This is a genomic window from Blautia sp. LMAG:36 (assembly GCF_008680535.1).
In the GTDB taxonomy this organism is placed as follows: domain Bacteria; phylum Bacillota; class Clostridia; order Lachnospirales; family Lachnospiraceae; genus Blautia_A; species Blautia_A fusiformis.
The window spans coordinates 710,206-734,955 of the sequence record NZ_NALB01000003.1 but is presented as its reverse complement, the minus strand read 5'-3'; the positions used below and the strand labels follow the sequence as shown (position 1 = coordinate 734,955).

Genomic DNA, 24,750 nt, shown 5'->3' with positions numbered 1-24,750 from the left:
AAGAATTTCCTGATATCCACGAGTAATAAAGAAAGTAAAAAAAATTCCCGGAAAGCCGCATAAATGCTGTCTTTCCGGGACGTTCCATAAATGGACCTGAGGGGAATCGAACCCCTGTCCGAAAGCCTATCCCTTAAGGCATCTCCCATCACAGTCGCTGATTTAACATTCCCTCAGCAGTACGCCCACCGACAGGCTTACTGCTTCAGTAGCTTCATGATACATCTACCGGGGCAAAGCTTACCCGGCAAGGTTTCTCACATGGTCGACGCCAGATTCCCGATGTGTAAGTGCAACGGGGCTGACGAGCAGCTTAGGCTGCTAACGCTAACTTTTCGTCTGCGTTTATATTTAGTTCCCGGTTGGTACGCAGTCCAGGAGTCTGCGGATGGCTTCCCTAACTTCAAAGCCCCCGTCGAAACCAGTACAAGCCCTTAAAAGACTTCTGTGACAGGATCATTTCCGGTCATCTCTGGTGGACAGACGAACTTCTTAGTCAGTTTTTTGACTGGGTTTAATTATACCAGAATGATTTTTCGTGTCAAGGATATTTCAAAAAAAGTCCAGACTGTACCGTTTTTCTTACCTGTACAGTCTGGAATATGCATTCAAACTTTGGTATTTTAAATACTGTCAAAATGATCTTTTAATTTTATGGCACAAAAAAACCCGCTTACGCGGGTTTTTTGCTGCATTATACACGTGAGAGATACTCACCTGTTCTTGTATCGATCTTCAGTTTGTCGCCCTGGTTTACGAACAGAGGAACCTGAACCTGTGCACCTGTCTCAACAGTTGCCGGTTTGGTAGCACCCTGTGCTGTATTTCCTGCGAATCCTGGCTCTGTCTCAATAACCTCAAGCTCTACAAAAAGAGGTGGCTCGATTGCGAATACCTCTCCGTTATGAGAGCAAACCTTAACCATCTCATTATCCTTAACAAATTTCAGAGAATCGCCAACCTGCTCCTCTGTAAGACCAACCTGATCATATGTCTCTGTATTCATGAAGTAGTATAAACCACCATCCTGATACAGATACTGCATATCTACACGCTCAATACGTGCTGCCGGGAATTTCTCTGTAGGACGGAAGGATTTCTCTACTACAGAGCCTGTGATAATGTTCTTGTATTTTGTTCTTACAAAGGCTGCGCCTTTTCCTGGTTTTACATGCTGGAATTCAACGATCTGACATACGTTTCCATCAATTTCAAGTGTGATACCATTTTTGAAATCACCTGCTGAAATCATAAATATTTCCTCCTTAATATATGCGGTTCTTTTTCGCTATGGATTATTCTATAATACCTTTTGCCATTTTTCAACTGTTTTTTTGTTTAAGCCTTCAATTTTTCTTCAATTTCTGCGATCAGCTCATCAAAAGGCTTCACTCCTGTGACAACTTTAATGTCCGCAAACTTCTCATAAACCGGATCTCTCTGTTTCAGAAGTTTCTTGATCTTCTCTTCTTTATTCTCAGTTCCTTCCAATGTGGGATTGTTACTTCCTTCCAGACGTTTGATCAACGTTGCAGCAGATCCCTTCAGATAGATGATCGTTCCCATACTCTGGAGATATTTCTGGTTCTGCTCCTGAAGAGGCAATCCCGCACTTACAGAGATTACCTTCCGTTCGCTGTCTGTGGACAGTTCCTTGACTGCCATAGTCTCCAGCGCACGGTAAAATGCTTCTCCAAAGCGTTCAAATACCTCCTTTACTGACATGTTCATTTTTTTCACGATCAGTCTGTCCACGTCAATAAACGGAAGCCCCAGGTCCTTCGCCAGTCTCTTTCCAACTCGTGTCTTTCCTGAACCCATAAAGCCGATGATTACAATATGGTTCATGAATTCTTTCCCTCCTCTTTTTGGTAAAAATGTAATACTATTTTTTCCAGATATCGCTTCAGTACGATCTGGATCTCCTCTTTTGGATGAATCGGTTTCACAAGGATCGTCCGGATCCCTGCTCTCTTTGCTCCATAAATATCCGTAAACAACTGATCTCCTATAAAGATCGTCCTGTCAAGATCGATTCCGATCACCTGGCAGGCTTTTTTATAATTTTTCACAGCCGGTTTATGGGCATTTTCTATAAAATCCCCCTCTACTGCTTTGGCAAAGGGCTCCACACGAGGTTTCTGGTTATTGGATACAAAGCAGTATCGAAACCCGAGAGCCCTCAGCTTTTCAAACAGTTTCTTTGCCCGGTCATCTGCCGGTGCACCGTGGGGAACAATGGTATTATCGATATCAAAGAGCAGCCCTCTGTATCCTTCTCTGTAAAGCTTCTCATAATCGATCCCATACGCAGAATCCAGATATTCATCCGGAAAAAAGCATCTGAACATCTATTCCACCTCAGTCCTTTCCTATCGCTCGCAAAGAGGAATATACTCTGCTTCCGGAAGGACATTCTTATATGCGGGACGGATGATCTTATCCACATTGATAAGCTCTTCCATACGATGTGCGCTCCAGCCTACGATACGTGCAATAGCAAACATCGGTGTGTAAAGCTCCAGCGGCAGATCCAGCATGCTGTAAACAAATCCGCTGTAAAAATCCACATTGGCACTGACACCCTTATAGATCTTACGCTCCTCTGCGATAACCTTTGGTGCAAGACGCTCTACTGCAGCATACAGCTGATAATCCTTCATTCTGCCCTTTTCTCTTGCAAGCTGTTCCACATAGCCTTTAAAGACTTCTGCACGTGGATCTGAAACAGAATAGATCGCATGTCCCATACCATAGATCAGTCCACGTTTATCAAAGGCCTCTTTATGAAGAAGCTTCTTAAGGTATGCACTGATCTCCTCTTCATCACTGTAGTCATGTACGTGTTTACGCATATCGTTAAACATTTTTACGACTTTGATGTTGGCACCGCCGTGTTTCGGGCCTTTCAGAGAACCTAGTGCTGCCGCGATCGCAGAATACGTATCTGTCCCGGAAGAGGAAACCACATGTGTAGTAAAAGTAGAGTTATTACCACCGCCATGCTCCATATGAAGGATCAGAGCAATATCAAGGATCTCTGCCTCCAGTGCCGTATACTTCTTATCCGGTCTTAACAGACGCAGGATATTCTCAGCTGTGGAAAGCTCCTTTTTAGGCTGATGGATATAAAGACTCTCGCCTTTCTCATAGTGGTTATAGGCCTGATATGCATAAACAGATAACAGCGGGAAAACGCTGATCAGGTTGATACACTGACGGAGCACATTCTCCAGTTCAATATTATCCGGGTCTTTGTCGTAGGAATAAAGTGTCAGCACGCTTCTTGACAGAGCGTTCATAATATCTCTGGATGGTGCCTTCATAATGACATCCCTTACAAAATTCCGCGGAAGCATACGCTGGTTCGCAAGAATCCCGGAAAATCCATTCAGTTCTTCCTGATCCGGAAGCTTTCCGAAAAGAAGCAGATAGGTTACTTCCTCAAAACCGAAGCGCCGGTCATTGATAAAACCATTTGTCAGATCCTTAATGTCATACCCGCGATAAGAAAGCTTACCTGCGCAGGGAACCTCTTTTCCGTCCACGATCTTCGTTGCCTGGACATTGGAGATCTGGGTCAGTCCTGCAAGGACACCCTTTCCATTCAGGTCACGCAAGCCTCGCTTGACATCGTATTTGCCATATAAAGACAGATCCAGTTTGTCATTCTCACGACAGATCTGGGTAAGTTTCTCAATCTCAGGTGTCACTTTCATGTTGAATTTGCTCATCAGTTATTTCCCCTTTCGATTTCTGTTTTATTGCTGTTCGATAACGGTCCCTCCTCATTCCCCTCTCAAGCAATTCTGGTCTTATTTGTATATCCCGGCGTAGCTGGCCGGGATATTTCAGATATATTATAACATTTTTTTCGGTTCCGGTCTATGCCGAAAATATAACCGAATATCTGCTTTACAGTTTATCGGTTATGAGCAGGCAGCGAATGCGGATCGCAAATCTCTTCTTGTCTATCTGCGATCAGCCCTGCTTATATGTAGCAAAGAACTCTTTCATCTTCTTCATTGCCTTGTCAAGCTGGCGGATATCCGGCAGATAAACAATACGGAAGTGATCCGGCTGGTTCCAGTTGAATCCCTTGCCCGGAACAACAAGCACCTGTTTCTCATGAAGAAAATCCAAAGCAAACTGTTCATCATTGAAAATATTGAATTTCTCAGTATCGATCTTCGGGAATATATAAAATGCCGCATGTGGTTTTACAACGGAAATTCCCGGAATATCATTCAGGGCCTTGTAAATAAAGTCTCTCTGCTCATAAACACGTCCGCCCGGCTGCGTATATTCATTGACACTCTGATATCCGCCAAGTGCAGTCTGTACAATGGACTGTGCCGGAACATTTGAACAGAGACGCATGGAAGAGAGCATATTGATTCCCTCTATATAACCCTTCGCCTTACTTTTTGCACCACTTAAAATCATCCATCCGATGCGGAAACCTGCGATCATATGAGACTTGGACAATCCTGAAAATGTTACACAGAACACATCGGGTGCAAGGGATGCAATCGATGTATGTTTATATCCATCCATAACAAGACGGTCATAGATCTCATCAGAAAAGATGATCAGCTCATTTTCTCTTGCAATGTCTGCAATCTGTTCCAGGATCTCCTTCGGATATACTGCACCTGTAGGGTTATTGGGATTGATGATAACGATCGCCTTGGTCCTTGGTGTGATCTTGCTCTTGATATCCTCAATATCCGGATACCAGTCAGACTGTTCGTCACAGATATAATGAACTACATTTCCGCCTGCCAGTGTTGCAGTAGCTGTCCACAGCGGATAATCCGGAGCCGGGATCAGGATCTCATCCCCGTTATCAAGCAGCGCCTGCATACAGAGGTTGATCAGTTCACTGACACCATTTCCCGTATAAATATCATTAATGGTAACTCCCGGGATCCCGCGAAGCTGTGCATACTGCATGATCGCTTTTCTTGCAGAAAAAATGCCCTTGGAATCGGAATATCCCTGGGAAGTACGAACATTACTCAGCATATCCAGGATCACTTCCTGAGGTGCTGAAAACCCAAATGGATACGGATTACCAATATTCAGCTTCAGAATCTCCATTCCATCTTCTTCCATTCTGGCAGCCTCATCCACAACCGGTCCGCGCACATCGTACAGCACGTTGTCAAGCTTTGATGATTTCCCGAATGTTCTCATAAAAACCACTCCTCTTCTAATTTTCACTATTATTTAACCATTTTAATTTCATAGTCAAAAAATATTTATTCTATATCATCTCACATTTAGGCTTTCAACGCAAGAAATAAAAATTTAAAAAAATCAAATTTAGCACTTCCCTTTTTTAGCATGTTAATGTATAATAGCACTCGAATTTAGTTTTCAACGCAATTTAATATGTGATGAGGAGGAAACAACAATGTCTTACACAGAAGAAGTTTATGAAAGAGTTGTAGCACAGAATCCTGGCGAGCCAGAATTCCATCAGGCAGTTAAGGAAGTTCTCGATTCCCTTAAAGTCGTAATTGACAAAAATGAGGAAGAGTATCGTAAACTTTCCATCCTTGAGCGTCTTGTAGAGCCAGAGAGGATCATCTCCTTCAAAGTACCGTGGATCGATGATAACGGAACTGTACAGGTTAACAAGGGATATCGTGTTCAGTTCAACAGCGCCATCGGACCATACAAAGGCGGCTTAAGATTCCATCCTTCTGTAAATCAGGGTATCCTGAAATTCCTTGGTTTTGAGCAGACCTTTAAAAACTCTCTTACAGGCCTTCCGATCGGCGGTGGAAAAGGTGGCTCCAACTTCGATCCTAAGGGTAAATCTGACAGAGAGGTTATGGCATTCTGCCAGAGCTTTATGACAGAGCTTTGCAAATATATCGGCGCAGATACAGATGTTCCGGCTGGTGACATCGGTGTCGGCGGACGTGAGATCGGTTATCTCTTCGGACAGTATAAGAGAATCCGTGGCCTTTATGAGGGTGTCCTTACAGGAAAGGGTCTTTCCTTCGGAGGTTCCCTGATCCGTACAGAGGCTACCGGTTACGGTGTTGTATACATGCTCAACGAGATCGCCAAAGCTCACAATGATTCTGTAGAAGGAAAAACAATCGTTGTAACAGGTTCCGGTAATGTAGCTATTTACGCTGTTGAGAAAGCTACTCAGCTTGGTGCCAAGGTTGTTGCAATGAACGACTCCAACGGATATGTCTACGATCCGAACGGAATCAACCTTGACGTCGTAAAGGATATCAAAGAAGTAAAACGTGGACGTATCAAAGAATATGCAGACCGTGTTGAGGGTGCTACCTACACTGAGGGACTTGGCATCTGGAATATCAAATGTGATATCTACCTTCCATGCGCTACTCAGAACGAGCTTGGTCTTGACGGAGCTAAAACACTGGTTGCAAATGGCTGCAAATACGTCGTTGAAGGTGCAAACATGCCTACTACTCTTGATGCAACAACATACCTTCAGGAGAACGGTGTTCTCTTCATGCCTGGTAAAGCCGCAAACGCTGGCGGTGTTGCCACATCTGCACTTGAGATGAGCCAGAACTCCATGAGACTTTCCTGGACAAGAGAAGAGGTTGATGAGAAACTCCACAACATCATGATCGATATCTTCCACAAAGCTGATGACGCTGCTAAACGTTACGGTATGGAAGACAACTATGTTGTAGGTGCAAACATCGCCGGCTTCGAAAAAGTTGTTGACGCTATGAAAGCTCAGGGTATTGTTTAATTAAGTTTCCTGAATCATTAATGTATATTTATAGCAGGGACCGCAGAGGATTTTTCCCAGGCGGTTCCTGTTTTTTTGTATCCACTTTTACGATCTCTGAAAAATCGAACATTCATGTTTCAAAAAAGGCCGGTTGTCTTTTGACAATCGGCCTGAAATCTCCTGCATTTGCGGTCTATTCATTTAATCTCTTAATTGATCAGCTTCTTCAGCTCATCCATAAAGGTACTGACATCTTTAAACTCTCTGTATACAGACGCAAAGCGTACATACGCCACCGCATCCAGATCCTTCAGATGCTCCATAACGATCTCTCCGATCTTGGTACTGCTGATCTCACGGTCTTCTGACCGGAAAATATCTCCTTCTATGGAATCGATCATCTCTTCCACTCTCTCAATGGGAATGGGGCGCTTATAGCAGGCACGAAGAACACCATCCTGGATCTTGGAACGTTTATAGCTTTCCCGGTTCTGATCCTTCTTGATCACAGTCAGCGGAATCGTTTCCACCTTCTCATAAGTTGTAAAACGCTTTCCGCAGGCATCACAGAGACGGCGGCGGCGGATGGAATTGGTATCCTCTACAGGTCTGGAATCTACAACTCTTGTATTATCCTGGTTACAGAACGGACATCTCACGGAACTCTCCCCCTTTCCGGATCAGTAAATCATTACTAAATTCGTTTTTATTATAAAATAAATGCACATAATGTGTCAATAATCGGACTTGCATAAATTTTACAGATTTTCCATAAAATCATACCAGGTGATGAATTTATGCGCATCTGTGAGCTGAAACAAAAAGAAGTGATCAATATCCATACCTGCCGCAGTCTTGGCTGCCCTCTTGATGTGGAATTCTGCTGTGAAACCGCACGTCTGAAAGCCCTGATCATGCCGGAACCGGGAAAATTTTGCTGGTGTTTTTCCAAAGAAAATGAATATTCCATTCCATGGGACTGCATCCGCCAGATCGGCGAAGATATCATCCTTGTTGATTTCCGTAATGAAAAACTGCTGTCCGGAGAATAAATACCTCCTTATTGTCAAGGCCCTTTATTTTTTATATTTTCCCTGAAAAAGTATATTTCAACCGCCCTCTGAGAATCATCTTAATGTACTGACAAGACAAGGAGGATTCTAAGATGGCACTGAATAAAGTTGAAATCTGCGGAGTAAATACCTCAACCCTTCCCGTTCTCGATCAGGAAGAAAAGGCGGAGCTCTTTAAAAGAATCAAAGCTGGCGATGAAGAAGCCAGGGAATTGTACATCAAAGGCAATCTGCGGCTTGTTTTAAGCGTGATCCGGCGTTTTCAGAACAGCAGTGAAAATCCGGATGACCTTTTTCAGATCGGCTGCATCGGCCTGATCAAAGCGATCGATAATTTCGACACCACTCTTCAGGTAAAATTTTCCACCTATGCAGTTCCCATGATCATCGGAGAGATCCGAAGATATCTCCGTGATAACAACAGCATACGGGTCAGCCGTTCTCTGCGGGATATCGCTTACAAAACCATCTATACCCGGGAAAACTATATGCGGCAGCATCTCAAAGAGCCTACCATTGCAGAAATCGCTGATGAGATCGGTATCGACAAGGAAATGATCGTCTATGCCATGGATGCGATCCAGAGCCCGGTAAGCCTTTTTGAGCCCGTGTATTCCGAAGGCGGAGATACCCTATATGTTATGGATCAGATCAGTGATAAAAAGAACCTGGAAGAAAACTGGGTGGAGGATATTTCTCTTCGAGATGCCATGAACCGGCTTGGAGAGCGTGAACGTCACATTATCGATCTCCGCTTCTACGAGGGAAAAACCCAAATGGAGGTAGCTGATGAGATTGGTATCTCCCAGGCTCAGGTCAGCCGACTGGAAAAACATGCTCTTCGCAGTATGCGAAACTATCTCCGGAATTGATTCATCTCTCTTCAGACAAAAAGCTGCAGCAGAATATCTGTTATCCTGCCGCAGCTTTTATCTCTTATTTCAGCGCTTTCTCAATTTCTTCGATCACGATCCGAAGCGCCTTCAGCCTTGCATATTTCTTATCTACGGATTCCAGAATGTGCCATGGTGCATAAGCAGTACTGGTTTTCTGAAGCATCTCATCTACTGCTGTTTCATACTGATCCCATTTTTCACGGTTTCTCCAGTCCTCATCCGTGATCTTCCACTGTTTTTCCGGATTGCTCTGGCGGTCGTTGAACCTGGCAAGCTGGGTGTCCTTATCAATGTGGACCCAGAATTTCACGATCACAGCGCCCCAGTCAGAAAGCTCCTTCTCAAATTCATTGATCTCATTGTAGGCACGTCTCCAGTCATTCTCGCTGCAGAAGCCCTCCAGACGTTCTACCATCACTCTTCCGTACCACGTCCGGTCAAAGATGGCAATGTGACCATCCTTGGGAAGCCTTGTCCAGAAACGCCACAGATAATGACGGGCTTTTTCATGAGGCTCCGGACTTGCGATAGGATGTACCTCAAATCCACGGGGATCAAGAGCCTCCGTGATCCTCTTGATATTTCCTCCCTTTCCGGCAGCATCCCAGCCTTCATAGGTGATGATCACAGGCACTCTTTTTCGGTAAAGACGGTTATGCAGACTTCCAAGCTTTGCCTGCAGTTCCTTAAGCTCTGCCTTGTACTCTTCATCCCCCACTTCTTTTCCATCCAGAGGAATCTCGCTTAATCTGGGCATCTCCACCAGAGGAAAAACATTCTGCAGGATCGGCACTGCATGTTTGCTGTTTTCCATGGCAACCTCTATATTGCTGATCATGGTTTCCAGTACCTGCAGTTCTGCCCACTTCCGGTCACCGGCATCGACAATATACCATGGAGCCGCAGATGTATTGGTATCCTGCATATACTGGTCGAAAATCTTTCTGCACTTCTTATAATGATCATTCTGCCAGAGATCATATTCATTGACTCTCCATCTGGTATCCTTGCTTTCCAGAAGGATGCCCATACGTTTTTCCTGTTCTTTCCGGTCGATCTGCATAAAAAATTTCAGGAGTACATATCCATTATCCGTCAGCTGACGTTCAAATCTCCGGATACTGTCAATCCGTTTTGAATAATTGTCACCCTTCAGCTTTTTATCCATACGTTCACGACAGGTCTGATCCATCCATCCTGAATCCAGGAATGTAAACTTGCCCGCTTCCGGGATTTCCCTGAAATATCGGTAAAGAAATGGTTTCCGAAGGTCTTCCTCTGTAGGTGCTGACATAGTCGCAACTTTGAAGAAACGAGGATCGATATTCTTGATCACCTTACTTATGGTACTTCCTTTTCCGGAAGCTCCCCAGCCTTCAAACAGCACGATCACCGGAATCTTATGCTCTTTCAGAGCCATCTGCAATTCATATAATCTGGTTCTTGCAGCGCTTAAACGCACTTTGATATCCTCTTTTTCCGGAATCTGTTCCGGGTTCCAGTTTTTCAACATCTGCATCGTCCTTCCTTGAATTTTTTGAATATTCATATTATACCACAGAAGATCTTATTTTACGATAATTTTTACATAATTTTAACCTTTAGCCTCACAAAAGCAAACAAATTGCACAACAAAAATCATTCATAAGCATCGAAAATCTTTTTAACCTCTTGACATTTTTGTCGCCGCTTCATACAATAGACGCTGATTGTTATTTTTTTAACTTCATAAAAAAGCAGTGCCTGAAAACTGTTGAAATAATAAAGATCAAGGAGCCGATCATGAAACTCACAGAAAAACTTCTGCAGAAAATGGAACAGAAAAAAGAACTCTATGGCGATGGCATCATCATGCCGGACGGGGATTACCGTCTGATCCAGGATGGACACTTAAAAACTCTCATGTCCCTTCTTCCATATACAGAAAACGAAATCTGGAAAATGATCCCCGATGATGATTCCGCACTTTTCTGGCTGGTAGAAAAAACAAGCTGCGTACTGACCGATGTCAATTCCACGATCGGAATGAAGATGACCCCCGCACAGCAGAAAACCTACGAAGCACTTTCCAGTCGCGGGATCATCTCTGATGAATATTATGATCTTACCAAACAGCGGGAAAAAGTAAAAGCTGCCCGGGCTAACGCCTGAGCAGCTTTTATTTATATCTGTCAGTCCTCATACCCTTCCAGAAAAGAATGTTTCACTCCATCTTTTTTGTATGCGATAACTGTATGAAGATTAACATTTTCCACACTTCGGAAAATATTACTTTCTACATGTGGATTTACCTTCTTAAGTTCTGCAATCAGATTCTTGATCTCCATTCTCTTGGAAACACTGGTACCATCTGTACGGCAGGTAGTACAGGTATCGGTAAATTTACATGCACACTGGATAAAATGAAGGTCATTATAATCTCTCCAGTGTTTGATATCTGCCTCCCGGATCAGATACATAGGACGGATCAGCTGCATTCCCTCAAAATTTGTACTATGGAGCTTCGGCATCATAGTCTGTACCTGCGCTCCGTAAAGCATTCCCATCAGGATCGTCTCGATCACATCATCATAGTGATGTCCAAGAGCGATCTTGTTGCAGCCAAGCTCCTTTGCCTTGCTGTAAAGATAGCCCCTTCTCATACGGGCACAGAGATAGCATGGGGATTTTTCTATATTATAAACCGCATCGAAGATCTCAGTCTCAAACACTGTGATCGGAATCCCGAGAAGCCTGGCATTGTGCTCGATCACCGCACGGTTTGCCTCATTATATCCCGGATCCATCACAAGAAACACCAGTTCAAAGGGAAACTTGTTATGACGCTTCAGTTCCTGGAACAGTTTGGCCATCAGCATGGAATCCTTACCACCGGAAATACAGACTGCTATCTTATCTCCCGGCTTCACCAGCTCATAATCGTTGATTCCCCTGGCAAATCTGGAAAACAGCTGCTTATGGAACTTTTTGCGGATACTCAGCTCGATATCCTTCCGCCGCTGTTCCATTGCATCATTTTCCTCTTCTTCACTGTTCTCTTTACCGGATTCTTTCTGCATCTGCTGAAAAAGCCATCCTGTATATCCACCTTTCAGGCTCAGTGCGGGAATTCCTTTTTCCCGGAGCATCTCTGCACCCTCCTGGCTGAAAAGCCCTCTTGTACAGTAAAGGACCGGTATCTTATCCCCCCTCAGTTCTTCTGCCCGCTCTTCCAGTTCCTGTTCCGGAACAGAGATTGCTCCCGGGATCATTCCATATTCTACAGTTACTTTATCACGGGTATCTATCAGAAGATATTTCCCCCGTTCTTTCTCTATCTGGTCAAAAGAAATCTCCAGTGTTTCTTCATTCATACTGCTATTATTCCTTTCCTTACATTTTCAAAGTTTCTGGTTCATATTGTAAGCCTTCCCGTCAAAAACCTCAAGAAGATTTTCCCGAAGGTTCCCGCGTTATTGGAATGCTGCTGTTCACTTTGTTCTCAACAACCCAGCCTGTACTTTTTTCTGAAAATCAGTTATAATATTTTTGTTTGTAAAAAAATTTTCACCAAGGAGGATACCGGAAATGAAAACACAGAATCAGACTATGCTCTCTGAGAATACACTGACATCCCGGCCCACAGATATTATTGCGGGATTTCCTGTACGTCCCGGGTTTTTTGAATTAAATGGCGCTACTCCTCTTTCCAACGGAGTCAACTTTACCGCACATACCCGCCACGGTACATCCTGCGAGCTTCTTCTTTTCCACTCCGGAGAAGAGGAACCCTTCGCAGTCCTTCCTTTTCCCAATGCCTGTCGTATCGGTGATGTCTACTCCATGATCGTCATGGGACTGGACATCGAAGATCTGGAGTACGGCTACCGCATTGACGGTCCTTACGAACCGGAAAAGGGTCACATCTTCGATAAGACAAAGGTTCTTCTTGATCCTTATGCCAAAGCCGTTGCCGGTCAGCGTGAATGGGGCCAGCAAAAGATCGGAAGCTATCATGCCCGTGTGGTACGTGATTCCTTTGACTGGGAAGACATGCCGCAGTCCACCCGTAAGATCAGTGACCTGATCATCTATGAGCTTCACGTCCGCGGCTTTACACAGGATTCTTCTTCCGGTGTTATGCACCCGGGAACCTTTGCCGGTCTTCGTGAAAAGATCCCTTATCTCAAGGAACTGGGGATCAACGCCGTAGAGCTGATGCCGATCTTCGAGTTCGACGAGAATATGAATGCCCGTACTGTAAATGGCAAACGGCTTCTGGAATACTGGGGATACAATTCTGTCAACTTCTTTTCTCCAAACACCAGCTACGCTTCCAAGCCGGAGCATAACTGTGAGGGAACTGAGCTGAAAGAGCTGATCCGTGAGCTCCACGAAAATGGCATCGAAGTAATTCTTGATGTTGTATTCAATCATACCGCCGAAGGAAACGAGCTGGGAAAAACCTTCTGCTTTAAGGGCTTTGACAATAAGGTTTATTATATGCTGACTCCAGAGGGAAATTACTACAATTTCAGCGGATGTGGAAATACTCTGAACTGTAACCATCCCATTGTACGTCAGATGATCCTTGAATGCTTACGTTACTGGACCATCAACTACCGTGTGGACGGCTTCCGCTTCGATCTTGCCAGCATTCTCGGACGCCATGAGGACGGTTCTCCACTTAACAATCCGCCCCTTCTGGAGCTTCTCGCTTACGATCCGGTCCTTAGAAATGTCAAACTGATCGCAGAAGCCTGGGATGCCGGCGGGCTGTATCAGGTTGGTTCTTTCCCTGCCAGCCGCAGATGGGCTGAATGGAATGGCCGTTACCGTGACTGCCTCCGTTCCTTCCTGAAGGGAGATTTCTGGAATGCTTGGGACGCTGCATGGAGTATTTCCGGTTCCGGTGATCTGTACGGAGGCTTTTATTCTGATCATAATGACAATTATGCAGGATACAATTCCTGTGTCAATTTCCTTACCTGCCACGATGGCTTCACCATGTATGATCTTTATTCCTACAATGAAAAACACAACGAAGCAAACGGCTGGAATAACACCGACGGTTCCAACGATAACCGCAGCTGGAACTGTGGAGAAGAGGGCGATTCCACCAACCCCGAAGTGCTCTCCCTCCGCTTCCGCATGATACGAAATGCCTGTGCTGTACTGATGTCCAGCCGCGGAACCCCGATGTTCCTTGCAGGTGATGAATTCGGAAACACAAAACACGGAAATAACAATACCTACTGTCAGGATAACGAAACCTCATGGATCAACTGGAAGCTTCTGGAGAAAAATCACGATCTTTTTGAATTTTTCAAATTTATGATCCGGTTCCGTAAAGACCACCCTGTTATCTCCCGGAAGCTTCCCAACGCAGTATGCGGTATGGAAAATATCCACACTCATAACATTGACGCAAGGGATGTGACCATTCCAAGAGATGCCCACACCTTCGCTGTAAGCTTTGCAGGCTATAATAAGAGCAAAGGCACTGATGACCTGATCTACATTGTGATCAACGCATACTGGGAGGACGTAACGGTCACACTTCCGGAGCTTGCCCGTCCCGGTGCATGGTATCTCTGTGTCAACACGTTCGGTGACGGAAATGGCCGTTATTTCTACGAAAAAGGCCAGGAGCCACGCATTGAACACGATTTCTGCATGCGGCCCAGATCCGTTGCCATCTTTACCGGCCGCAATTATTAGAATTTATATCAGGGGCAAAATTCTTTTTGTCCCTGTCTGAAAGAAATGGAGTATTTTGAATGGAATTAAAAAACAGAACTTTGTCCAATTTTGCAGAACTTGTAGAAACAGGTGAATGTAAAAAATTCCGCGGTCGTCTGAAGACAGGCATCGACCTTGGTACTGCCAATACCGTTCTTGCCGTTGTCGACCGGAATAACCGTCCCATAGCCGGAATTTCCGCACCATCCCATGCGATCCAGGATGGAGTGATCGTCAATTACTATGAATCTGTCCAGCTTGTGACAAAGCTTAAAAATGAGCTGGAGGAAAGGCTTGGCACAGAACTTACTTACGGTGCTGCTGCCATCCCTCCGGGAGTTTCTGAAGGCAGTGTCAAAAGCATCGGCTATGTTCTGGAGGGTGCCGGTTTCGAGGTTACAAATATCGTGGACGAGCCTACTGCCGCAGCTGCTGTCCTTAAGATCACAGACGGTGCTGTTGTGGATGTGGGTGGCGGCACAACCGGTATCAGCATCCTGAAAGACGGAAAAGTTATCTACACCGATGATGAGGCTACTGGCGGCAGCCATATGACCATGACAGTCGCCGGTCACTATAAGATTCCTTATGAGGAAGCCGAAGTATTGAAAACTACTCCGGAAAAAGAAGACGAAATTTTCCCTGTGATCAAGGCCACTGTAGAAAAAATGGCTGTGATCACCGAGAAATTTCTAAAGGGCTATCAGGTTCCGGCTGTTTATGTAGTTGGCGGTTCTTCCATGTTTAAGGAATTTACTACCGTTTTTGAAAAGAGGCTGAAGCTTCCGGTATACCGTCCGGTCCATCCGCTTCTTGTTACGCCCCTTGGCATCGCATATCACTGTGAGCTGCCAAAAATCTAAGCTCTTCCCGGTCTGGTCCTACGATTCTCCAGAAGGCAAACAACCTCCACTGAATCGGTGAGCGGGAACATATCAACCGGCTGCATCTTCTTTACCAGGTAATCTCTCTTAGTAAGGCAGGCAAGATCTCTTGCCAGGGTTTCCGGGTTGCAGGATACATAAACAATTTTTTCCGGTGAAAGAGTCAAAAGGGAGTGAAGGAATTTACGGTCACTTCCGGAACGTGGCGGATCCATGAGAACAACCTCCACCTTCTCTCCCTCTGCTGCCATTCCTTCCATAAACCATCCTGCATCTCCCGGAACAAAACGAACATTACGGATCTTGTTTTCCCTGGCATTCATTCTGGCATCACGGATAGCATCACGGTTCAGTTCTACACCAATGACATCCCTGGCATTCCCGGAAGCGATGATCCCGATAGTACCTGTGCCGCAGTAAGCATCGATCACCCTCTCTTTTCCTGTCATTGCCGCAAACTCCATAGCCTTTCCGTAAAGTACTTCTGTCTGCACAGGATTTACCTGATAAAAAGAAGATGGAGAAATACGGAAGGTCAGTCCCATAAGTCGATCTTTGATGAATCCCGGTCCGTAAAGTACGATATTGCGGTCTCCAAGTACCATGCTTGTCTGTCTGTCATTGACATTGAGAACCACCGTAGTGATCTCCGGATGCTCTTTACGGAGAGCTTTTACAAAGTTATTCTTAGATGGAAATATTGGAGAAACCGTAACTAATACCACCATGATCTCTCCTGTGGAAAAGCCTCTCCGCACAAGCACATGGCGGAGAAGTCCATATCCTGTATCCTCATCATAGGTCTTGATCTTAAAGGATTTCAGCATACCACGTATGGTACGGATGATTTCCTGACTTTTTTTATCTTCGATCATACAGTCATCTACGGAAACGATCCTATGACTCTTCTCCTCATAAATCCCGGAAATTACGTTTCCCTTCCGGTCACGGCCAAAAGCTGCATGAACTTTGTTTCTGTAATAATAGGGATCTTCCATTCCAATGATCGGCTCTACTTTTCCGAATTTTTTCAGAAGGCCTTCTGTAATTCTCTGTTTCCTGCGAAGCTGCTCCTGGTAGGATACACCCTGATAACGACAACCGCCGCATTTCTTCGCAACTGAACAGACAGTCTCTTTCTGTTCCATTTTTATCTCTCCTCTTTTATGGGCACAAAAAAGATGTTCCCAGTTATTTTCACTGAGAACATCTTATCAGACCTTTTCTTTTTTTACAAGAAAATCCTTGACCTACTCCTGATATGGCTCATTAAATACAAGAATATGTCTCTTCACATTCTCGTAAGTACCCTGGACCATAGCCTCATTGAGGTCAAAGAAATTATGCTTGTCTGTTGATTCCATATATTTCTCCACATGAGCTGTCAGGCTGTTAAAGCTTGCTGTGGCAATATTCACCTTACGGATGCCAAGAGAGATCGCCCTCTGGAAATCTTTATCAGTGATACCACTGCCGCCATGAAGAACCAGCGGAATATCCACTTTCTCATGGATCTTCTCCAATACATCAAAAGCAAGCGTCGGCGCTACCGGATAATTACCATGGGCATTCCCGATGGCAACTGCAAGCGCATCAATACCTGTCTCTCTTGCGTAAACGACCGCATCATCCGGATCTGTGCAGCGGATACCGTGGTCACAGCTTCCATCCTCACTTCCGCCCACAAGTCCAAGCTCAGCCTCAACTGTAGCGCCGTATTTACGTGCTTTCTCCACAACGGCCTTTACTCTGGCGATGTTTTCCTCAAAAGGAAGCGTAGAAGCATCCAGCATAACCGATGTAAAGCCAAGCTCCAGAGCCTTGTCAACCGTCTCAAAAGTAAGACCATGATCCAGATGGACAGCCACATCCACCTTAGCCTCCTTTGCAGCCTGTACCATCATCGGTCCCATCAGGTGAAGCGGAGAATTTTTCAAACGCACCTCCGCGATCTGAAGGATGATCGGAGTATCCAGTTCTTCTGCTGCACGGATCGCACCTCTTACCATTTCCATATTACCAACACTGAAAGCACCGCAGCCAATATTTTTCTCTTCGGCACGTCTCAGCAGATCTTTCATTTTCACAAGTGCCATGATTCGGCCCTCCCGTCCTGTTTATCGTACACTGTTTGCATCTTCTTACAGAAAAAAGCGGTGTCAAAGCACTACTGGCTGATACCGCTTTTTCTATGCAAAGCGGACATCTTTATTCCGCTTAACTGTACATCAGCATGCACCTATTTCCCTGCCGTAATTATAAGCCTGTCTTCTCAGCAATAAATTTTCTTGCACGGATCGCATACTCAAGTGGATTAGCCTTAGCCGGATCCTGCTCAGCCTCAACAACCATATATCCTTCGTAGCCTGCATCCTCGAGAACCTTGAAGATCGGATCATAGTTGATGCATCCATCTCCCGGAATCGTGAAGGCACCGGCTCTTACGCCTGCAAGGAAGCTCATGTTTTCTTTCTTAACCTGCTCAACAACTTCCGGACGGATATCCTTCAGATGAACATGTTTGATCCTGTGAACATATTTCTTTACAACCTCAAGAGGATCCTCTCCACAGTATGTAAAGTGACCGGTATCAAAAAGAAGACTTACATATTCAGGATCTGTATTCTCCATCATACGGTCAACCTCAGCAAGACTCTGTACAACAGTACCCATATGATGATGGAAAGTAAGAGCAATACCATACTCCTCTTTTGCGATCTTACCAAGCTTGTTCATGCCTGTGCAGAAGATATCCCACTCTTCGTCATTCATCTCATATTTATGTCCGAAAACCGGAGTATCCATCTGGCCCTGAACACTGTGACTCTGCTCAGATGCGCCAATCACTTTCGCACCCATAGCTTTCAGGAAAGTAAGCTGTGCACGGAACTCCTTCTCAACCTCCTCAAACGGTTTGGTGATCAGGAAGCTTGAGAACCACTGGTTACAGATCTCAACACCACGAAGCTCAAGAGCCTTCTTAAGAACCTCAGGATCCTTCGGATACTTGTTACCCACCTCGGAGCCTGTGAAACCGGCAAGAGCCATCTCACTGACGCACTGCTCAAAAGTATTCTCTTTGCCAAGATCCGGCATATCATCATTTGTCCATGCAATTGGTGCAATACCAAGCTTTACTTTATTCTTATCAAACATTGGTCAATTCTCCTTTTTTATTTGAATTATTCCATAATCTCAGAAATCTTAACCGGTCTGTGCTCCTCACTGGATTTCTTAGCTGCAAGACCCATTAATACCGGTTTCAGACCATCATAAACATTAAGAGGTGTCTCTTTGTCATTAACGATCGCATCAATAAATGCTGCAACCTCTTTACCATAAGCGTCCATGTATCTCTCAAGGAAGAAGAACATCGGCTTCTCGCCTGTAACACCCTCAGCATTGCTGATCACTGTGGAAGACTGGCTGTCATTGGAAATAGCAGCCATACCATCAGAACCGAAAACCTCAGCTCTCTGATCATAGCCATAGGAAGCTCTTCTGCAGTTATCGATAACAGCAATAGCGCCATTCTCCATCTGAAGAGTGATAACAGCTGTATCAACATCCCCAGCCTCACCAATAGCCGGATCAACCAGATTTGCGCTCTGAACATAAACCTCTGTAGCATCGCAGCCTGCAAGATAACGAACCATATCGAAATCATGAATTGTCATATCCAGGAACATGCCACCGGAAACCTTAACATAATCAATGCTAGGCGGCTCAGGATCGCGGGAAGTGATCTTGATGATCTCCGGTTTACCAACCTTACCAGCTGCAACAGCCTGCTGAAGAGACTCAAAGTTATGGTCGAATCTTCTGTTAAAACCAACCTGATATTTCAGATTTGTGCCCTCAAGAGCATCGATAACCTCTTTGATCTTGGCAATGTCATGATCGATCGGTTTCTCACAGAAAACATGCTTGCCAGCCTTGATAGCCTCTACAGAAATCGGAGAATGAGTATCTGTAGAAGAACAGATCAGAACTGCGGAAATCTCAGGATCGTTGATGATCTCCTTATAATCCTTAGTCGTGTGCTCAACACCCATACTCTTAGCCCATGCAGCAGTCTCATCATTTAAGAAAGGATCTGCAACCGTCTTGATCACCGCATCCGGCACCCTTGTTGTGATACTGGTAATATGAACTCTACCAATTCTACCTGCTCCGATAATACCAACTTTAATCATAGTTTTGATCTCCTTTTGATTTATTTTCCCAATGTAATCTCTTTGCGTGTCCGAACACGCTCTTTATGCTTAATATAATATCATCGCAACGCACAAATCGCAACCCCTAATATTGTACAATATTACCATCTTTTTTCTATTAAAAATGACGAGAACTATTTTTAGCCACAATATGTAATATTTTTAGGTTAACTTCACCGAAAACATTTCCAACACATTCCCACACAATCGTCCCAAATCTCCCACACCCCACCACCCTCCAAACATCCAGCACAGCATCACAGCTCACATCCCTTCCAGCATCCAGCACAGCATCACAGCTCACATCCCTTCAAGCATCCAGCACAGCATCACAGCTTACATCCCTTCAAACATCCAGCACAGCATCACAGCTCACATCCCCTCAAGCATCCTGCACAGCATCACAGCTCACATCCCCTCAAACATCCTGCACAGCATCACAGCTTACATCCCTTCAAGCATCCAGCGCAGCGCCGATGCCCACAACTCTCCCGGCAAACAGGCGCAAACTCAGCCCTTGCAGTCGTCCAGCGCAGCGCTGACGACCCATAACCTATCGTCAAACGACATTTTTTCTCGCTGGAAACACCAGCCGCGGAAGGGGATGCTGTCTGGCTCTGCTTCTGCAGGAGGGGAGCTGATTCTTGGACGGCGGGAATCTGCGTTGTTTTTCAAAAGTCCGCTGTCTGAGCGGCAGCAGGCCGCGAGTTCGGACTTTTGAAAAACGCTTTTAGCAGATTTCCGGCGTCCTAGAAGCCAGCCCCCGACGAAGCCGCAGACCAGACAGCATCCCCTTCCGCGGCGTCCCTCCGCACAAAAAAGGAGACACCCCACTTCAGTGTCTCCCCTCCGGAATCGTATACTCATTCCTTATATATATTTCCGTAAAAATCTTCGCCCTCTCCGGCGCTTCCCCATTAAACAGCAGCCGGAACAAAATCATCACCGGCTCATACCCCTGTATCCTGGCATCCTGCCCGATCAGGAAATGAATAAATCCTCCCCTCATCAGCTCATAATTCCGCCCCATAAAATCATTGGCAACCATCTTCACCCGACCAGCTTTCCCCGCTCCGGCGATTGCCTCACACACCCCCTCCTCACCATGAGAAGTAAGATATATCCCGTCAAGATCCGGAACATCCTTAAATATCCCTTCCGTAATCTCCCTGGCCCGGCCATTCTCCTCAAAGCAATACTCCGGCCCAATGATCTCAATCCCAGGATACTTCCGCGCAATTTCCTCACGGAATCCAACCACCCTGCTGCTCAAAGAAGTATTGGTACTATAGCCGGAAATCACAGCAACCTTTCCTTTTCCACCGGTCAGCTCCCCCATAATCCCCGCAGCCGCACGGCCACACTGCACACCGTTCTGCCCTACAAAGCAAAGCCGTTTCGTATCCTCCACATCCGAAGTAAACGTCACCACCGGGATCCGAAATTCCTCCACAAACCGGTCAATTTCCCTTTTCACACGTTCCTCATCCAAAGGAACCATGGCAATACCACGAACCTCTTCCATCCGCATCTTCTCCATGGCGAGAATAACATCCTCCGCATTCTGATGCTCGATCTTATGGACCAGGACTGTACCACCAAGATTATCCACCTCAGCGCACGCCTCCTGGATTCCCTTCAGAACTTCTTTCATAAAAGGTGTTTCCGCACCCTGCAGGATCACGCCGATCTTAATATTATTTCTGCTCATGGATAGAGCACGGCCCAGTTGATTCGGCTTATACCCCATCTCCTCAGCGATGGCACGGATCCTCTCAGCAACCTCCGGACGGATCCTGCCCCTGTTATTTAACGCTCTGTCAACAGTACCTCTGGAAACACCGGCAGCTTCCGCGATCTGCCTTATAGTAACTCCCATACTCAGCACCTCTTTCTATGATAATCCGGATTCTTTTCTGTATTCCGCAGGACTTAAGCCCGTAAACTTCTTAAATATCTTGGAAAAATAATGATAATCTCCAAACCCGGAACGCAACGCCACATCCTTAACTTTACAGTTCGTCTCTGAAAGAAGCTTCTTTGCACAGTCGATCCGAAGCTCCTGCACATAATTGGAAAAACCGATCTTCATCTCCTGTTTGAAAAGATAACTGAGATAAGCAGGATTCACCTCCGCCGCATCTGCTGCATCCTGAAGGCTGATCGGCGCTTCATAATGTTCCCGGATAAACTCCAGAGCTTTTTTCACAGCAGCAGAGGTCCCCTCCGGAACAGCATCCTCTTCCCCTACAAAAAGCTGTGAAATACAGGCACTGCCCTTTTCCCTGAATTTCTCAAAGCTTTCGATATCTCCATACCAGATGGGCTCTTTCTCAATTCCGGCTGTCTGATTCAATTTCTTAAGCCACTGTACCAGAAGTCTTCCGTCGGTATAACGATCCTGACAGTCAGCGAGAACCTGTGTCCAAAGCTCCTCCGCTTTCTTTCGGTCTTTCCCTGCCTTCAGCCTGGAAATCTGCCCTTCCAGCTTCTCAGCACTTTCCGGTAAAACACTGTCCGCTTTCTTCCGTCCTTCAAAATAAAGGATCTCTTTTTTCTCATAAAAATGCAGCTTCATCATTTCTCTGGCCTGCTGATAAGCCTGGCGGATCCCATCCTCTCCCATGCAGACACTGCTGACACTGATACCAAAATCACAAAGATCCTCCTGACAGTGCCGGTAGCAGATCGCTGCTGCCTCAGTCAGTCTCTGCTGCATAGCCGATGTCCTGCAGTCTCCGGAAAGATCAAGAAAACAGCAAAAAATCCCTGCGCCAAGATAGACCACTTCCGTAAATTCACTTTCTGTCCCAAGAAGCTCCTCCGTACGTTCCAGCAGTCTGTGACGGAAATGATGGGAATACTGTTCCACTTCCAGCGGCGTCCATTGTCTTTCCCTCTCTGCCCAGTTCTCCATAAACATACAGATCACAGCACTGTTAAAATATTTCCCGGCGATTCCGGCTTCCACACGCTTTTCCTCACGTGCCTGATTTTTCAGCATTCCCGAGATCAGTCCGTTAAAAAAATAATACTTCAGAGCGTGACTTCCCAGATGGATCAGCTTTCTCGTCCGGGCCTGTTCCTGGCTTTTTTTTCTGCGGTTCTCGATCAGTCGGGCTGATTTTTCCAGAGTGTCATAAAGACTGTCCTCATCCAGACTGTTCTTTAATACATATTCATCCGCCCCAAGACGCATGGCTTCTTTTACATATTCAAAATCATCGTGACAGCTGAGCACGATAATATAGATATCTCTGTTTTCCTCACGGATCTTTCTGATCAGCTCAATTCCATCCATCACAGGCATGGTAAGATCCGTCACAAGAACATCGATTTTTTCTTTCTGAAGAAATCCATAAGCTTCCTCCCCGTCTTCTGCATCATCCACGATCTCATATCCTGCTTTTTCCCAGGAATCCAGGGTTTTGAGATAGCTCCTTACAAGAAAATCATCATCTGCCACCAGTGTTCTGTACATTAATTTTTTCTCCCTTCTTCAGGCATATCATAGATCGCAGGCAGAAATACCGTGACCTCCGTACCATTTCCACTGCTTACGTATTCCATTCCTCCCTGTGTCCCGTAATAAAGCTCCAGGCGTTCTTTTACATTAGGAATCCCCACTGCGGAAAGTCCGTTTGTTTTTTTTGCATGACTGTTAAAAAGATCTCGGATCTGCTCTTTTGTCATTCCTCTGCCGTTATCCTTTACTATGAGGATCAGCTTTCCTTCACTTACGTTTCCGCTGATCCAGATTTTTCCTGTTTGCCGCTTGATGTCGATCCCGTGAAGAAGCGCATTCTCCACAAGCGGCTGAAGGATCAGTCTCGGAATATAGCACCGGTATGCTTCCTCAGAGATCTCATATTTCACCTGAAAGCTTCCCTGATAGCGAAAATCCTGCAGATGGATATAATTTTTCAGTATATGGATCTCATCGGCAACAGAAAGGAAGCTTCCCTTTTTGTTGATACTGGCCTGCAAAAGCTCCACGAAATCTCCAATAAGCCCTGCCAGCTCTTTTTCCCCTTTCAGAAATGCCGCAAATTTGATGGAGTTCAATGTATTATACATAAAATGCGGTGTGATCTGATACTGCAGTGCTTCCAGCTCTGCATCTTTTTTCTGCTGTTCCTCTTCGATCACCTGGGCGATCAGAGCTTCGATATAATCCAGCATGTGGTTGAATTCTTTTCCGAGGGTTCCGATCTCATCAGCAGTAGTCACTTCTGTACGGAGGCTCAGATCTCCCTCACCAACCTTCTCAACCGTGCCAGTCATGGATCTGAGCGGTCCGCAGACTACTCTGGAGAGCCACAGTGCCAGCAGCACAGCTGCCACAAAAACTGCACCAAATATTCCGATCAGAAAGAGCCGCATCCGGGAAAGTCCGCTTAAAACTTCTTTTTTCGGTACCTCCAGATATAAGCCGCAGTCTGAAAAGCTACCTCTGCTGAAAAAAGAGATCACACCGTTTTTTTCTGCATAGCCTTCCATTTTTGGAACATTCTGCTCTGTAATCTCCGGAAATGTTTTTCCAATGTCACTGTAGTCTCCGGATGTCACGATTTCATCATTTCTGTCTACCAGAACTATTCTGGTGATCTTTTCATCATTGACAGCTTCCAGATATTCGTAATAAATTGCCCGTTCCCTGATATCTGCGACAACATACCCCAGAATCTCTCCGTTATCATCCTCTACCTTCTGGATCACAGAAAGAAAGCTACCGCCTTCATGGATTGGAGATTCCACAAGAACCGGAAAGGAATCCAGTTCCTGTATTTTTTCCAATCCCTCGATATGTTCTCCTGAAATCCCCTGCTTGTTTACCGGAAATTCCTCAGAAGTCACAGCCATTTTTTTGTCTGGAAAGACAAAGTAAAGGGAGTTGATATCTTTATATTCCCGACTGTGTTCCCGGAGAAGCCCGGCCATTTTTTCCAGGCTGTTTTCATTTCCTGTACAGCTGTATTCCTTCGCATTATTCCGTATATCTGTATCCCAGGCAGTTCTCGTATTCACATAATAAATCTCTTTCAGGGATTCGTCCAGATCTTTTATAGTCTGCTGCATCCGTCCATACAGGATCCCGGAATAATTTTCTTCGATCATCCCTGCTGCCCGAAAATAAAATACCCCTGTAAGAGAACAGGCAGTAAACATGGTTACTGTCAGGATCGCCAGTAATATCTTTGCCCGGATACTTTTTAACATAGA

21 protein-coding genes and 1 other RNA gene are annotated in these 24,750 nt (G+C 45.3%); 6 read left to right on the top strand and 16 right to left on the bottom strand.

What is annotated here, in order from left to right; translation table 11 throughout:
• Positions 1–88 precede the first annotated feature (88 nt).
• From ssrA to CCC17_RS03575, 6 genes are all read right to left on the bottom strand, one after another.
• Positions 89–434, bottom strand: a transfer-messenger RNA (tmRNA) gene (gene ssrA / locus CCC17_RS03600).
• Between the two features lie 260 nt (positions 435–694).
• The gene (efp, locus tag CCC17_RS03595) at positions 695–1,252 is read right to left on the bottom strand and encodes an elongation factor P (RefSeq protein ID WP_015524430.1); all 558 of its coding nucleotides are present in this window, start codon (positions 1,250–1,252) and stop codon (positions 695–697) included.
• A gap of 86 nt (positions 1,253–1,338) precedes the next feature.
• Positions 1,339–1,848, bottom strand: a complete 510-nt coding sequence (locus CCC17_RS03590; protein ID WP_015524429.1) for a shikimate kinase — start codon at positions 1,846–1,848, stop codon at positions 1,339–1,341.
• Positions 1,845–2,351 carry a YqeG family HAD IIIA-type phosphatase gene (locus tag CCC17_RS03585; protein WP_110103007.1) on the bottom strand — a complete coding sequence of 169 codons (507 nt, stop codon included), beginning with the start codon at positions 2,349–2,351 and terminating at the stop codon, positions 1,845–1,847. The genes CCC17_RS03590 and CCC17_RS03585 overlap by 4 nt, the downstream gene beginning before the upstream one ends.
• A gap of 21 nt (positions 2,352–2,372) precedes the next feature.
• On the bottom strand, positions 2,373–3,734 hold the full coding sequence (locus tag CCC17_RS03580; RefSeq protein ID WP_129974431.1) for a citrate/2-methylcitrate synthase: 1,362 nt from the start codon (positions 3,732–3,734) through the stop codon (positions 2,373–2,375).
• Between the two features lie 247 nt (positions 3,735–3,981).
• Complete coding sequence (locus tag CCC17_RS03575) at positions 3,982–5,199, bottom strand: aminotransferase class I/II-fold pyridoxal phosphate-dependent enzyme (protein ID WP_015524426.1); 1,218 nt, start codon at positions 5,197–5,199, stop codon at positions 3,982–3,984.
• A gap of 220 nt (positions 5,200–5,419) precedes the next feature.
• Between CCC17_RS03575 and gdhA the strand changes: the two genes are divergently transcribed.
• Positions 5,420–6,754, top strand: coding sequence for an NADP-specific glutamate dehydrogenase (gdhA, locus tag CCC17_RS03570; RefSeq protein WP_015524425.1), 1,335 nt, complete (start codon positions 5,420–5,422; stop codon positions 6,752–6,754).
• Positions 6,755–6,945: 191 nt separating this feature from the next.
• On the opposite strand, the gene nrdR is transcribed toward gdhA, so the two are convergent.
• Positions 6,946–7,395: a transcriptional regulator NrdR gene (nrdR, locus tag CCC17_RS03565; RefSeq protein WP_021976805.1), complete on the bottom strand. Its 450-nt coding sequence runs from the start codon at positions 7,393–7,395 to the stop codon at positions 6,946–6,948.
• A gap of 138 nt (positions 7,396–7,533) precedes the next feature.
• Between nrdR and CCC17_RS03560 the strand changes: the two genes are divergently transcribed.
• The gene (locus tag CCC17_RS03560) at positions 7,534–7,788 is read left to right on the top strand and encodes a YlmC/YmxH family sporulation protein (RefSeq protein WP_015524424.1); all 255 of its coding nucleotides are present in this window, start codon (positions 7,534–7,536) and stop codon (positions 7,786–7,788) included.
• A 113-nt stretch (positions 7,789–7,901) separates the two neighbouring features.
• A complete protein-coding gene (sigG, locus tag CCC17_RS03555) occupies positions 7,902–8,681 on the top strand; it encodes an RNA polymerase sporulation sigma factor SigG (protein ID WP_015524423.1) in 780 nt (259 codons plus the stop codon).
• A 64-nt stretch (positions 8,682–8,745) separates the two neighbouring features.
• Here the strand turns inward: sigG and pap are convergent, their stop codons facing one another.
• Positions 8,746–10,218: a polyphosphate:AMP phosphotransferase gene (pap, locus tag CCC17_RS03550; RefSeq protein WP_118752541.1), complete on the bottom strand. Its 1,473-nt coding sequence runs from the start codon at positions 10,216–10,218 to the stop codon at positions 8,746–8,748.
• A 269-nt stretch (positions 10,219–10,487) separates the two neighbouring features.
• On the opposite strand from pap, the gene CCC17_RS03545 reads away from it, so the two are divergent.
• Positions 10,488–10,856 carry a hypothetical protein gene (locus CCC17_RS03545; RefSeq protein ID WP_015524421.1) on the top strand — a complete coding sequence of 123 codons (369 nt, stop codon included), beginning with the start codon at positions 10,488–10,490 and terminating at the stop codon, positions 10,854–10,856.
• Positions 10,857–10,876: 20 nt separating this feature from the next.
• On the opposite strand, the gene CCC17_RS03540 is transcribed toward CCC17_RS03545, so the two are convergent.
• On the bottom strand, positions 10,877–12,058 hold the full coding sequence (locus CCC17_RS03540) for an ATP-binding protein (protein WP_092070442.1): 1,182 nt from the start codon (positions 12,056–12,058) through the stop codon (positions 10,877–10,879).
• A 214-nt stretch (positions 12,059–12,272) separates the two neighbouring features.
• Here CCC17_RS03540 and CCC17_RS03535 point away from each other — a divergent pair, with 214 nt between their 5' ends.
• Entirely contained in the window at positions 12,273–14,405 is a 2,133-nt protein-coding gene (locus CCC17_RS03535) for a glycogen debranching protein (RefSeq protein ID WP_118752525.1), read from the top strand.
• Positions 14,406–14,464: 59 nt separating this feature from the next.
• Entirely contained in the window at positions 14,465–15,289 is an 825-nt protein-coding gene (eutJ, locus tag CCC17_RS03530) for an ethanolamine utilization protein EutJ (protein WP_015524418.1), read from the top strand.
• Here the strand turns inward: eutJ and rlmD are convergent.
• The 7 genes from rlmD to CCC17_RS03495 form a co-directional block, all read right to left on the bottom strand.
• A complete protein-coding gene (gene rlmD, locus CCC17_RS03525) occupies positions 15,286–16,458 on the bottom strand; it encodes a 23S rRNA (uracil(1939)-C(5))-methyltransferase RlmD (RefSeq protein ID WP_059085471.1) in 1,173 nt (390 codons plus the stop codon). The two genes, eutJ and rlmD, sit on opposite strands and share 4 nt — an antisense overlap.
• A gap of 102 nt (positions 16,459–16,560) precedes the next feature.
• Positions 16,561–17,406, bottom strand: a complete 846-nt coding sequence (locus CCC17_RS03520; protein ID WP_015524416.1) for a class II fructose-bisphosphate aldolase — start codon at positions 17,404–17,406, stop codon at positions 16,561–16,563.
• A gap of 160 nt (positions 17,407–17,566) precedes the next feature.
• Positions 17,567–18,466, bottom strand: a complete 900-nt coding sequence (iolE, locus tag CCC17_RS03515; RefSeq protein WP_021650721.1) for a myo-inosose-2 dehydratase — start codon at positions 18,464–18,466, stop codon at positions 17,567–17,569.
• 26 nt (positions 18,467–18,492) lie between these two features.
• Positions 18,493–19,506, bottom strand: coding sequence for an inositol 2-dehydrogenase (iolG, locus tag CCC17_RS03510; protein WP_015524414.1), 1,014 nt, complete (start codon positions 19,504–19,506; stop codon positions 18,493–18,495).
• An 856-nt stretch (positions 19,507–20,362) separates the two neighbouring features.
• Positions 20,363–21,406: a LacI family DNA-binding transcriptional regulator gene (locus tag CCC17_RS03505; protein ID WP_287082515.1), complete on the bottom strand. Its 1,044-nt coding sequence runs from the start codon at positions 21,404–21,406 to the stop codon at positions 20,363–20,365.
• A gap of 15 nt (positions 21,407–21,421) precedes the next feature.
• On the bottom strand, positions 21,422–23,008 hold the full coding sequence (locus CCC17_RS03500; RefSeq protein WP_287082513.1) for a response regulator transcription factor: 1,587 nt from the start codon (positions 23,006–23,008) through the stop codon (positions 21,422–21,424).
• Positions 23,008–24,747, bottom strand: a complete 1,740-nt coding sequence (locus tag CCC17_RS03495) for a cache domain-containing sensor histidine kinase (RefSeq protein WP_287082511.1) — start codon at positions 24,745–24,747, stop codon at positions 23,008–23,010. Before CCC17_RS03495 ends, CCC17_RS03500 begins: the two co-directional genes overlap by 1 nt.
• Positions 24,748–24,750 lie beyond the last annotated feature (3 nt).

Coding starts and splice junctions, on each gene's coding strand:
- efp (WP_015524430.1), bottom strand. CDS start 1,252: ATGATTTCAGCAGGTGATTTCAAAAATGGTATCACACTTGAAATTGAT.
- CCC17_RS03590 (WP_015524429.1), bottom strand. CDS start 1,848: ATGAACCATATTGTAATCATCGGCTTTATGGGTTCAGGAAAGACACGA.
- CCC17_RS03585 (WP_110103007.1), bottom strand. CDS start 2,351: ATGTTCAGATGCTTTTTTCCGGATGAATATCTGGATTCTGCGTATGGG.
- CCC17_RS03580 (WP_129974431.1), bottom strand. CDS start 3,734: ATGAGCAAATTCAACATGAAAGTGACACCTGAGATTGAGAAACTTACC.
- CCC17_RS03575 (WP_015524426.1), bottom strand. CDS start 5,199: ATGAGAACATTCGGGAAATCATCAAAGCTTGACAACGTGCTGTACGAT.
- gdhA (WP_015524425.1), top strand. CDS start 5,420: ATGTCTTACACAGAAGAAGTTTATGAAAGAGTTGTAGCACAGAATCCT.
- CCC17_RS03560 (WP_015524424.1), top strand. CDS start 7,534: ATGCGCATCTGTGAGCTGAAACAAAAAGAAGTGATCAATATCCATACC.
- sigG (WP_015524423.1), top strand. CDS start 7,902: ATGGCACTGAATAAAGTTGAAATCTGCGGAGTAAATACCTCAACCCTT.
- pap (WP_118752541.1), bottom strand. CDS start 10,218: ATGTTGAAAAACTGGAACCCGGAACAGATTCCGGAAAAAGAGGATATC.
- CCC17_RS03545 (WP_015524421.1), top strand. CDS start 10,488: ATGAAACTCACAGAAAAACTTCTGCAGAAAATGGAACAGAAAAAAGAA.
- CCC17_RS03540 (WP_092070442.1), bottom strand. CDS start 12,058: ATGAATGAAGAAACACTGGAGATTTCTTTTGACCAGATAGAGAAAGAA.
- CCC17_RS03535 (WP_118752525.1), top strand. CDS start 12,273: ATGAAAACACAGAATCAGACTATGCTCTCTGAGAATACACTGACATCC.
- eutJ (WP_015524418.1), top strand. CDS start 14,465: ATGGAATTAAAAAACAGAACTTTGTCCAATTTTGCAGAACTTGTAGAA.
- rlmD (WP_059085471.1), bottom strand. CDS start 16,458: ATGGAACAGAAAGAGACTGTCTGTTCAGTTGCGAAGAAATGCGGCGGT.
- CCC17_RS03520 (WP_015524416.1), bottom strand. CDS start 17,406: ATGGCACTTGTGAAAATGAAAGATCTGCTGAGACGTGCCGAAGAGAAA.
- iolE (WP_021650721.1), bottom strand. CDS start 18,466: ATGTTTGATAAGAATAAAGTAAAGCTTGGTATTGCACCAATTGCATGG.
- iolG (WP_015524414.1), bottom strand. CDS start 19,506: ATGATTAAAGTTGGTATTATCGGAGCAGGTAGAATTGGTAGAGTTCAT.
- CCC17_RS03505 (WP_287082515.1), bottom strand. CDS start 21,406: ATGGGAGTTACTATAAGGCAGATCGCGGAAGCTGCCGGTGTTTCCAGA.
- CCC17_RS03500 (WP_287082513.1), bottom strand. CDS start 23,008: ATGTACAGAACACTGGTGGCAGATGATGATTTTCTTGTAAGGAGCTAT.
- CCC17_RS03495 (WP_287082511.1), bottom strand. CDS start 24,747: ATGTTAAAAAGTATCCGGGCAAAGATATTACTGGCGATCCTGACAGTA.